This window comes from [Flexibacter] sp. ATCC 35103, assembly GCF_001975985.1.
Taxonomy (GTDB): Bacteria; Bacteroidota; Bacteroidia; order Flavobacteriales; family Flavobacteriaceae; genus Flavobacterium.
This window is the reverse complement of sequence record NZ_MTQF01000009.1, coordinates 61,038-73,718: the sequence shown is the minus strand read 5'-3', so window position 1 is coordinate 73,718 and position 12,681 is coordinate 61,038. Positions and strand designations below refer to the sequence as shown.

Genomic DNA, 12,681 nt, shown 5'->3' with positions numbered 1-12,681 from the left:
CGATTTTTATTTATTGGAAATGTTTCTTTGGTCAATTATTTCATATTTTTTTAATGGCTCAGACAAAATGATTTGCTTTTTGGCCGTTAAAAAATAAGTCGCACTATTAAAAATTGCAGCGTTCACCGGATTTCGGTTATAATTTGTATTGGTAATTTCTAATCTTGGATAATGTGAATCCGGGCTTCGATAATCTTTTGAAAAATTGATTGCCGTGTTGTAATAAAACGTTTGTTTTTGCAAAAAATAATCCTTGGATATCTGGACAATAATTTTCGAATAAGAAAGACCGGAATATGGTTTTGCATCAAGAGTTATTTCCCAGTATGATTTATAATCAACAAATTTTTCTACTTCACATAAATTCAATAATGCTCTCATATCAAAATCATTAAAAGAACTTTCAATTGGATCTGAAATTTCAATTATCTTTTCATCATGATTTATTTTGAGAAATACCGTTTTAGAATTAAGAGTTTCAGTGTTTCCAATTTTTGTGTACATTTCATTTTTTACATTTTTATAAAAAGCACCTTTATAACTTTGTTCTGATTTCTTAGCATCAAAATCTTTATACAATGCATAATTAGATTTATATTGTAATGGCAGAGAAGTACTATATTGCTTGCTGAATTTTTGAAAAACTTCGTTTACAGTCTGTGTATGGGCCAGACAACTAGTGAACAGAACCCATACAAAAATTATTTTTTTATAAATCATGCTATTAAGGTTTTATATTGATTGCACTCCCGGAGCGTGTTTCCTGAATTGTCCTGATCCCGTTTTCTGTTTCTTTCTTAACCCGAACCAAACCGCCCTCATTATCATACTCATAAAAAGTTCCATAATTGTTTTCGTCCAACTCAGCCATTAGTTTAAATGTTTCAGGATCATATACAAATGACTTTATACTTCCCTGTAGTGGATGAATCCTAATGTCATCAAAATAAACAGGAACTCCGGAACTACTGTTTTCCAACTGAATTCCTATGGTAATCGTATTAATAGGGATTTTGAATTTTTGTACTACGCGTTGCCAGCCATCTATTATATTTCCGGAAGCTTTTACAGATAATGAATCAATTTTATGGGATTTTATATCCAAAGCTTCTTTATTATTATAAAAAACAATTTTAATGACCGGGTTTTCATAGGTTTTAACCTGGGCAAAAAGTTCTTCTTTTACCCATGCACTTAATAAGTATTCTTTACCAGGCTCTGGTTTAAAAGAAAGACAATCATCACAAAAATCTTTTTTGGCAGATGTACCGCAAACTATTTCAGAATCAGCGAGTTTATCTGAAAAATAGGTGTTATCAGAACCCAATAAACTAAAATTAGGATGTCCGAAATAAGTTCCTGAATCAAATTGATTGATATCTGATTTAGGGAATATGGTATCGGGATAATCAAATAGATATTTTAATGATTTAGCCAGATGCGTTGTTACAGTATTGGTTAGAATACCCTGAGTAAGATTAGGATCGGAATCTTTATTGGTATAGAAATTTTCATCTACATAAAATCCCTTTTCAATACCTACAACATATAAATGTGGTAAATTAGGATTACTTCCCGGAGCATTATTAAACCCTCTCATGATTGTTTTTAACCCGGAAACGTCAGCAGTCTGGCAACCATCTGTTATCATAATAACTACATCTGGTTTCATAGAATAACTTAGGGCGCCTTCAAGACCACTTCTCCAATAATCTGAAGAAGCACTTATACCTTTTATTTTTCCGTTTCTTAGTCCTAAACCATCAATCCAGTTGTTAAATTGATTTATAACTAATGGGGTATTGGTTAATTTTATTGGTTTAATAAAATCAATTCTTGTATTTTCATCACTATCAGACATTCCTGTTAAGGAAACATAAATATTAGATCCCATCGTATCATTCGTTGCAGCCTGTTGTAGAACAAATGCCTTTAATTGTTTTTTTATCTTATTGAATTCGGTGGTAGCAATAGAACCCGATTCATCTAATACAAGAGCAATATGTGACACACATGATAACTCAGTAACACAGAAATTGATATTTTGAATATATCCATCCTGATATGAACCATTGCTAAATTTTGCAGCAACTGTAATTTTTGTAAGAGCATCTTCATAGTTGCTTAAGTCAATACTAACAACAGATGCTAAAGCTGATTTAGGTATCTGAACATCGTTTCCTGTTTCGTTTTCCGAAAAAGAAAAACTTACTTCGGTCTTGGTATTGGTAAAATTGTATATTTTAGTTTTTAAATGAGTTGTATAAGGAGATAAAGCTGCTATTTCTTTTTTTGCATATATATTTACATCACTGCCATTGGGAGTACTTCCTAATTTATTGATTAGTGTAATAAATAAACGATGTATTTCTGGGGTATAAATATTGGTTTTAGTACAAGAAATGAGGTGAGTGCAATCTTCTACAGTGATTTCTTTAGAAAATATTGTTCCACAATCTTGCGGTCTTTCCGGTTTTAATTTTATTACATATTCACCTGGGAGTTCTGGTATAAACGTATATAATCCTGTGGTATTTGTTATTGTATTTACAACTATACTAGCTGCGTTTGTACTGGACCAGTTGTAATTTTGAATTTTATCCTGATGTTCGAAAATAAAATTAACAGCTTCTTTAGTGCAATGTCTATCAATTACTTTAACAGGTTTTGTAAACGTGGCCGAACATCCGGAAGCATCTGTAACGATAAGGGTTATTATATAATCTTCTTCTGCTATAAATTTATACGAATACACCCCACTAGTATTCGCACTATTAGTATTTATGATTTTTCCTGCAACTGTTGCAACAGACCAGCTATAGATTAAGTTGGTAGCCGTAGTTTCGAATATAAATGTACTTTCCAGATTGGTGTATGATTTTTCAGCAAGTGATTTCATTGTTCCCGATATTGATGTACAGTTAACAATGTTTAATATAATTGGTTCTCGCTCTAATATTAAAGGAGACATATTAGGATTACTATTGTGATACGATTTACAGGTATACGATCCGTTATCAGCAGATTTTAAATCAGGAATTGTATAGGTTCTATTAATTGCTCCAATAATTTCTGTTCCATTTTTTAACCATTGGTATGTATCTTCAGGAGTAAACCTCTCATCTTCATACATTGTTAAAGTTACTGAGCCTCCAATTGATGAAGTAATAGTTTTTGCAGCATCTGTTTTTGTTTGAGGAGAGAATTCTGTTTTTGTTCTATATAACGTAAGCTGATTTGCAAGATCTATAAATCGAAAATTATTAGATCTTATGTCTAATGAATATAAATTTTTAAAAACAGGTAATATTCCTTCAAATAAATTATTATTTAGACTTAAAAAATCAACTGACAGTTTTGTTATTTCTTCAGGAATAGTACCACTTAGTTCGTTATAATCTATAGACATCCAACGTACTTTTTTCAACAACCCTAACTCCGGTGGAATTGGACCAGTCAATTTATTATTAGTTAAATAAAAATTAATAACGCTTTTTAGTTTTCCTAATTCTGCGGGTATAGAACCCGTTAATTGATTATTTATTAAATTAAAGTAGGTAAGATTTGAAAGTTGTCCTATTTCTGGAGGTAGTGAATCTGTTAATTGGTTATACGCAAAATTTATTGAAATTAGTTTTTGAAGGTCTCCAATTTGTGGTGGAATATGTCCGCTAAATTGGTTTTTCTGTGCATACAAATAAGTTAAATTGCTCAATTTGTTAATTTCTGGCGATAGTTCTCCACTTAATTGATTCTCGTTGATAGATAAATTTACAAGCGATTTTAAGTTGTAAAAACCTTGCGGTAAGGAACCACTTAATTTATTTGAAAGAAATCCTAATATTTCAAGATTTACAAGCTCTCCTATTTCTTGCGGTATAGAACCCGTTAATTGACCATAGCTTAGATTCAATCGTTTTAAATATTTTAATTGTCCTATTTCTGTAGGTATAAATCCATTTATATTGTTGGTACTAAAGGATAAATCAACAACATGACCGTTATCAACAATAAGTCCGTACCACCCTGTTTTTGTTGTATTGTTCCATGAAGTAACGGGGGTCGAAAAATCCCAACCGGTATTATTTTTCCATTTTGAACCATTTGTGCTTTCATATAATGCTTTTAGAGCTTCTTTTTCACTTTGTGAAACGTCAATAATGTTTGCAGTAGATTTTAAGAGTTGTTTTGGTTGTATCCTTTGCAAAAGTTCCTCCTCACTTTTTTTCATTTGTATGTATTGCGCTTTATACATTTCCCGCATACGGTCAATCTCACGAGTAAGATCATCTGCTGTATTCAGGCCTCTCGTTTGTAGAAAAAGTGTTTCTCTGTTTACATCAAAACCAATTTCCTGATCGCTATAATCTTGTGCAAAAGCAGACAATGAACCAAGCAATATGCAAAGTATAATAATCCAATTTTTTTTTATTTTAAAATCGTTTGCCATATGTATTTATATGTTATTTGTTCCTTGATTTTGGACAAAAGGAGTATGAAACTATCTATAAAATAGTTCTATAATTAAATTTTTATTCAGCCAGTAAATTTTACTGATTTAGAAGAAGATCAACTAATTGATTACTTTGATTGTTCCTGTTATTGGTTCGCAATTATTTACATATAATATAATTGGCTCTCTCTCTAACACTAGTGGAGACATGTCAGGATTATTAGTATGATAGGATCTACAGGTATATGTACCTGAATCTGTAAGTTTTAAGTTGGAAATAGTGTAAGTTCTTGAAATTGCTCCTGAGATTAAAGAATTACCTTTATACCATTGAAAAGTATCATCAAGTGTAAACCTGTCATCTTCACACATTGTTAAAGTTGTAGAATTACCAACAATAGAATATATTGTTTTTGCGGTGTCTGTTTTAGCTTGAGATGAATAAATGAAATCATCTTTCATTTTTGTTTTAAATGAGGAGAATTGACTAGAAAAATCAATAAATCGGAACTGATTTGAGCTTATATCTAAAAAATATGAAACTGAAAGGTATGGTATTGTACCTTCGAGCAAATTGCTGTTCAGGAATATATATTTCGCAGATATTTCCTGAGGAATGTTACCGCTCAATTGATTGTCTTCTAATGATAACATTTCTAAATTTTTCAGCACTCCTATTTCAGGAGGAATTACGCCAGTCAATTTATTATTACTTAGAAATATATTGGCCAGATTTTTTAGCCGCCCTATTTCTGGTGGTATAGAACCTGTTAATTGGTTATCTGATAAAGAAAGATGACCAAGCTTTTGAAGATTTCCTATTTGTAATGGAATATCTCCACTAAGTTGGTTTAAGTAGAAAGATATTACTCCTATATCTGTAAGTCTATTTATTTTTGATGAAACCTCACCTGTAAGCATATTTTTACTTAAAGCAAAAAAACTAAGAGATATTAAGTCGTAAAGACTTTGAGGGATGCCTCCACTTAATTTATTATCACTTAATGATAAAAATTCAAGATTAGTCAATTTTCCTATTTCTTCAGGAATAGAGCCATTTATATTATTTATTTCTATACTTAATACTTTTAAATATTCTAATTGGCCTATTTCTGATGGTATCAATCCATCTAAATTGTTATAATCCAAATTTAAATATACAACATGGCCATTATCGACAATAATTCCGTTCCATCCCGTTTGTGTCTGATTGTCATATGTAGTAACTGGAGTCGAAAAATCCCAACCTGTGTTGTTTCTCCAATTTGTTCCGTTTGTACTGTCATATAGTGCTTTTAGGGCAGCTTTTTCGCTTTGTGAGACGTCCATAACACTCGTAATCGATTTTAGAAGTCTCTTAGATTTTATTCTTTGCAAAATTTCGCTCTCAATTTTTTTCATTTCTATGTATTGAGCTTTATGCATTTCCCGCATACGACCTATCTGACGATCAATATCTGCAGAAGATGTAATCAAAGCTTTTTTTAAGTAAAGTGTTTGTTTTGCAGCATCAAATCCTATTTCCTGATCAGTCAGATCTTGAGAAAATCCCGTCGCTGTAATTAGAAAAATTATAATGCTAAAAACTACTGTATAAATTGATTTCATAAGGCTTAATTATTTTCGTTTACTACTCCGGCTGTAACACACGAAACAACTTGTTTTTTTATAACTGCTTTTTTATTCGGGGCGACCTTTAAACTTTTTCTGCCAGTATGTGATTGTTTATCAGTTATACTAACATCATTAGTTTTTAATTGTCCCTGAAAATCAAAATGCGAAGTAGCGCCACAGTTCGACATATTATAATCTTCAAAACCGTCTGATGCCAGTTCTGTGTATTTTGTATTTGAGGCTACGGCTACCGGAAACCGATTGTTATAACCATATAAAGCCGAAGAATAACGTTTTAAAGCATCTCTGTTTTCAATTTCCTGTCCTGCAGGATTGTATTGTGTAACTTGTGATGCAAATGTCCATTTATCATAATTTGCTCCTGTTGTTATTTTCCATGTATTATTTGCAAATACATAGAATGGATAAAAGTCAGTATAGAATCCCGTTTTTCGTGGTGTTGGATCAGTTGTATAATTTCTTCCTGTTAAGTAAGCGTATGACTTATTAGCTCGCCAGTTTCCTAAAACATTATATACATATGGATTGTATGAGTTTTTGATAATATCCTCTTCTTCAGACTTATTATCTGTTTTTTCATATTCATAGGTTAAAACACCACCTGTAAAAGTCATTTTAGGTAAGTTACATTCGCATTGTGCTGGCCACACATTATTATACTGTACTGCAGATGCATTAACAATTCTATTGCCTGATGAAGAAGACATAAATGGATTACTTCCTATATTTCCTCTTGCTGATATTATACTATTACTATTATCATAATTATATAATGGATTTGTCATGGAGGTCACACTTGCCATAGATGCCATTTGCAGGTTTCGATATCCGGAACGAATTACTTTTATTCTCGCTGTATTTACAACATCATTTTTAATAAGGAGTCCTGTTTCGCCAATAAGCTGGAAATTAGAAGCTGTTAATTTTACCACCCAGCCTTTCATCATTGTTTTGCTTTTGCCGTCTGGTGCAATACCATTGATCCACAATTCATCACCATCAATTAGATAATCAGATTCGATATGATTACCTACAAATTGGTATTGATTATTGCCTGTTTTAATAATGTCCCATTCCAGTCCAATATTTTTAGCTGTCTGCCCCATTCCATCATAACTCCAGTAAGCAGGAAAATTAAAATCAAAATATTTGTCATTATATTCATTGACTGTTTCTGTTAATAATACATCACCTGTTTCTGCATCCCAGGCAAGATTTTTTGTGCTAACTTTTGCACCCAGATCATACGCCACTTTTTCTGAAAGTATGGCTGTAGTGTGAATTACTTTAGTCGTCACCGCAGTTCTAATCTGGCTTTCATGCTTTGAAATGCTTGGGATTGGTGACGGAACCACTAGTACATAAACAGTGATTGGTATGGTTGCCGTATTTACATGAATACCCTTGGTAGAGCTTGTACTTTTATTTTCTCTAAAATCATTTATGATATCATAATCAACACCAACTAACTTAGACGCTATTATTCCTTTTGAATCTATTGTTGGTACAGTATTATTTAATTTGCTTTGATTGTTTTCTTCATTTTGAATTACCGTATTATAATTGTAATCAACTCCTGAGATGTACTCTTTTTGCCCTTCACCATATACTCTTTGGTTTTTCATTTTGCCATCCATATCATTTGTATGAATAGAAAATCCTTGTGATAATGTAATATATTCCCTTACACTTAAATTAAGTAGATTCCCTAATAATGATGTCTTCTCATAGGCTGATGACAGAGTTGTGCGGTCAACGATTGTTGGGAAATCTTTTGAGGTATAAAATTCTGTAACAACAGATCCCGTTGCATGCTTTTTTACTGTAGCGGTTATTTCTTTTTTATCATTGTACTTGTTTCTTGGCAAATTAGTAACTGTTACTCTGCTGTAAGTAACTTTTGGTGCCGGAAAGAAAGATTCTCCAAAAGGTTCTTCTACATAATTATCAGTATCCGGACCTAATAGCAATTCTCTTCTTTTTTGATCGTAATAAGGTTTTACAAACGGATTTTCTTTGCATCCCAAGGGTTCATAAGTCGCTACGCCCGAAGATTTTCCGTTTTCCGTTTCATATAAATATTTTTGCCCATAAGACTGTCGGTAAGCATCGTTATCCTTATGATCTGTCATTATATCCCATTGGTCATGAATTTGAATATCTTTTACCCTGCTTCCGCCACCTATTTTTCTTTCGTCAGGCTGTAAGAGTCGAATCCAGGATTTATTACTTACAAATTTGCTTGCAATACCATCTTTCTCTAATTTAGCATTCGGGCTTTCAAAAATTTCTACAAGTCTCGGTATCGAACCTATAAGTTGTATCACGATATCTTTTAAATTATCGGTATCTTCTTCATTGTTCATATCATACATAAGCCTGTTTAGGTTATGTCTTCCAAAATTCCAACCTGCTTTTATTATAGGATTTACTTCGTGTGCATTGGGATTAAATCCATCTCCTTTACCAACATACTCAACAGGTATAGCAACATATTGTTTGCCATTTACTTCCAGAAAACCGAAGTTAGTATTGGCACTTTTATCTATATTCATATATCCCGTTACATAGTCATACTTATCAGTTCCGTCAATGCCTGGTGTAGGATTAGGATTAACCATATTTAGCAAAAACCGAAAATATAATGGGTTGCTTTCATCACCAATAGATTTGATATACTTATTATAGAAAATCTTTGGAATTTGTGGATTATTAATCGATAATTGCTCGTCTATCTTTTGATCTAATGCGACATATATATATTTTCCCAAATTTCTTTTCTGAATTTTATTTTCAGGATCGACATTTGCAGCAGTTAACTCTTCTTTCGTCCCACTTCCTACTATTTTAAACATTTGCATTGCTGCTTTATCCTGTACATATCCATAATCATCTGCTTCGTAATTTAATTCCATCTGACCTCCGGAAGGCAAGCGAATAGATTTTAATAACCAGGCACTTGCGTTTAAATCTGCATTTTCTCTGTTACTTTGATCAACAAATGGGTATTCAGGATTAGATAGTTTTGATGTGCTTTCCGGTCCCAGTTTATCATTTATAGGTTTGTAATTTCCCCAAACATCATAAGCTTTCATGTTATAAGGAGGATTATTAATTTTATCCTTTTCAATACTGTAACCTGGAGTATTTTCGACTAAAATTTTAGGAGCGTAACCAAAAACATAAGGAGTAAATTTTCCCATGTTTGAATTTTTATAGGTAAAATAAACTTTACTAAGTGTTAGTTTCCCTTCTTGGTTTATACTATTGTCGATACCTTGGCACAGGCTGTAATTATATTCAAAGTGTGCCTCTTTTATAGGGATTGCATTTTCTCCTTTTTCAATAAACTCCGGTTTTGCAAATAATGAAATTTTGTCTAATTTGTACATTTTAGAATTTTCTCCCCGCCCGCCATTCTCATCAATAACGCCATATGCATCATTACGTTCTGAAATAAAGAAGATCGCAACATGAGTTTTTGTTACAATTTTTTTAATGTAATGAAGCTCTTTTTCTCCATAGATATAATTTCCTTTATTGTCTTTTTTGCTTGATCGCAATCCTTCATCATAGTTTGCCTGGTTTTTAAGAAACGGAACTCTCCATTTGTAAAGATGTGCTGCATCAGGAGTTTTATTCTCGTATTCAAACTTAGTATACGTTCCTAAATCATCATCTGTAGGGCCATCATTTGTTAAGTCCTGATAGTCTGATGATAAAACTGAACTAAGTAAATATGAGTGTGCATATGCTGGTGTAGTTACACGGTTAAAATATTGGTCTCCGTCTTTAATATTCTGGACAGAATTGTCAACATTAGGGACGTAGGTAACCAATCCGTTTTTGAAATTGACTTTCTCATTAGGATTCTTTTTATCACTAACATCAAATGTTGTTTCTTTCTTTGTGGTATTATAAGCAGCTTTGCCATAAATATAGCGCTCACCTCCTTCTTTAGTAATCCGTATTTCTGCAGTGTGATGGTCTTTTGCAAAAAGACTGGTCTGGTTTTTTGAACCATATTTTTTTGCTTCGGCCTTCGTTAATTTTTGTATAGACTGATTTCTTGATAATCGGGAAGATTCTCTTTTAATTATTCCGGTATTAGTAATAATACTGGTATTTTTATAATAATTTAAACTAGTGCTCTTCGAGAATTTCCCGCCATTTATTTCTAATTTTACCGGATAATAACCCCCTGATTTAGTAGTAAGTAATTCCAGCTCTTTATCAACATGTGAGCCTCCAATATTTTTAAAAAATACTTTTTCATAATCTGGTCGGTTTCCACTTTTTTTCTCTTTAAATCTGCCTAAAGCAGGATTTGAGTTTTCCCACAAAGTACTATAGCTTTTTCCTATGGTTTGTGTAGCATCAAAACCTGAATGCACACCACCGCCTACACCCATTTCTATACCTAATGTACCTCCATTGCTGTCATCGTGCATTTCGTTATCATATACATAACCCACTTGTGATTTATAAGGACGATATATTCCTGAAATACCTTGTCCCTGAATACTATATAAGTCATAAGTATTGTTCGTTAAAGGTAATGATGTAGTATTTTTATTGAATGTTCGGTCTTTTTCTCTGTTAAAATCTAAAATATCTGATTTTCCGGCATTATAAGTATTTTCAAAACCATACGCCTTCTCCATTTTATATTTCTCAGAATCTTTAATTCCCTGGCTTGTTCTATATCCGGCAAATTTGGCGCCTACTTCAAGACCCCAAAGTTCTCCACCAACGTTCATACTAAACATATAGTTAGAAGACACCATACCCACACGCTTTGTTGGAGTGAATGATGAATTTATTATAGAAAGAGACCCGGATGTTAGCGGAATCGAGCCAAGACTGTTACCCGTTACTTTATCAGATTTACTTATTCTGGTTGACAAAGTTGTACTTTCTAATCCTTTTCTGCTATTGTAGCTCACGCCCAGATTAGCTCCCAAATTAAAATTCCCAGAATCTGTTTCACCTATTTTCATATGATAAGAAAGGCTGGGTGATACTGAAACTCCTTCTGATGCTGATGATTCCAGATTCATGCCAACGCTTAAATTTTTGGCTATTTCAAAACTCATCCCTCCACTTAGCGAAGCACCAAATCCTTCATAGTTATTGTATTTAATATTAATACCAGTACTTGCTTTTGCTTCTTTAAGTCCAAAACCAGCTATATGAGTACTATAGTTTGAACCAACTGTAACATAGGGTTTCATATTATTTTCGTAAATCATCTCGTCTCCATTAAAATCATCAGGTATGCCTCGTACTTGTCTGTTGATCTGTCCTACATTTAAATCCCAGCCTAATCCTACCCATGATGCTTCCTGATCCATGGTTACGCCAGAATTATAAGCCAGGTTTAGAGGATATCCTCCAACATCCATTATCGGAATATTGTAATTGAAATCTCCGCTAGTTAAATCGACCATATCAGAGGTTCCTATTGGAGTAAAGGATTCAAACTCTGGTTGAGACGGACCACCTGTCAATGCATAGATTTGCATTGGTTGAAATGTCTCTAAAAGAATCATCATGGCTAAATAAATAGCAACAGTTTTTTTTAACTTATTTTTTTTTTGCGGCATCATAAGGCTATTTGAGTGTAGGGATCTTTAAATTTAAATTTTAGTATTCCTTTTCTAAAAAGGTAGTCGCTGTAGACTAATTGTATTGTATCATTGGGATTGATTCCGGAGAAAAACAATAAAACTTTTTGATAAGGTGCTATTTTGTAATTGCGTTCGAATAAGACTCCCGAACATGTGATAGTATCTTTTTTTGAAGTGACGACGTAAAAATCTTTTTTAAGTCCAAAAGACATGTATTTTACGGCGTCAGTATAATCCATTCCTGTAAAATTCTTTAGAAGTAAATCCTTTTCCTGGTCTTGTTGGAATGTAAACTCTAAAACTCGTTCTCTTTTATTTTTTTCATAAAGAGAATCAACAAGCGTTAAGTTTTCTTTTCCCAGATCTTTTAATAAATAGTATTGAATAGGAACTTCGGTAGCAGTAAAACCAATGTCATCAACATTTTGCGTATAAGAACGAGATTTCCAACCTATTTTTTCAAGATTAAAATAACGGTCTCTAATTTCCGAATCTTTGGGGCTATTACTTTTCTCTCTTTGACAAGAAAAAAAGGTTAAAGACAAGAGAACATAAAATAATCTTGTGAAATTTTTCATTGCTTGTATTTTATGTATTTAAGTAATCATATGCTAAATCTATCAGACTAATAGTTGATAATTGTTTTTTTAAGGATTGAGAAATTTTTATATGTATTATACAGAAGTAATTAATTTAACAAGAAAAATATATTTGTTTTTAGATTTAAAACATTTGTATACTACAGTTAAATATTTATTAATTTATTGCAAATCTAATTTTTATTTTTGCAAATATAAANNTTTATATTTGCAAAAATAAAAATTAGATTTGCAATAAATTAATAAATATTTAACTGTAGTATACAAATGTTTTAAATCTAAAAACAAATATATTTTTCTTGTTAAATTAATTACTTCTGTATAATACATATAAAAATTTCTCAATCCTTAAAAAAACAATTAT

5 protein-coding genes are annotated in these 12,681 nt (G+C 32.1%); all 5 read right to left on the bottom strand.

The features are described 5' to 3' along the window. Nucleotides 1–6: 6 nt before the first annotated feature. Nucleotides 7–720: a hypothetical protein gene (locus BXU01_RS18260; protein WP_083694559.1), complete on the bottom strand. Its 714-nt coding sequence runs from the start codon at nucleotides 718–720 to the stop codon at nucleotides 7–9. 4 nt (nucleotides 721–724) lie between these two features. Then, nucleotides 725–4,450: a hypothetical protein gene (locus tag BXU01_RS18255; RefSeq protein ID WP_083694562.1), complete on the bottom strand. Its 3,726-nt coding sequence runs from the start codon at nucleotides 4,448–4,450 to the stop codon at nucleotides 725–727. Between the two features lie 123 nt (nucleotides 4,451–4,573). Further along, entirely contained in the window at nucleotides 4,574–6,061 is a 1,488-nt protein-coding gene (locus tag BXU01_RS18250) for an immunoglobulin domain-containing protein (protein WP_083694564.1), read from the bottom strand. Between the two features lie 5 nt (nucleotides 6,062–6,066). Next, nucleotides 6,067–11,697 carry a hypothetical protein gene (locus BXU01_RS18245; RefSeq protein ID WP_083694566.1) on the bottom strand — a complete coding sequence of 1,877 codons (5,631 nt, stop codon included), beginning with the start codon at nucleotides 11,695–11,697 and terminating at the stop codon, nucleotides 6,067–6,069. After that, complete coding sequence (locus tag BXU01_RS18240) at nucleotides 11,694–12,296, bottom strand: hypothetical protein (protein WP_083694569.1); 603 nt, start codon at nucleotides 12,294–12,296, stop codon at nucleotides 11,694–11,696. Before BXU01_RS18240 ends, BXU01_RS18245 begins: the two co-directional genes overlap by 4 nt. Nucleotides 12,297–12,681 lie beyond the last annotated feature (385 nt).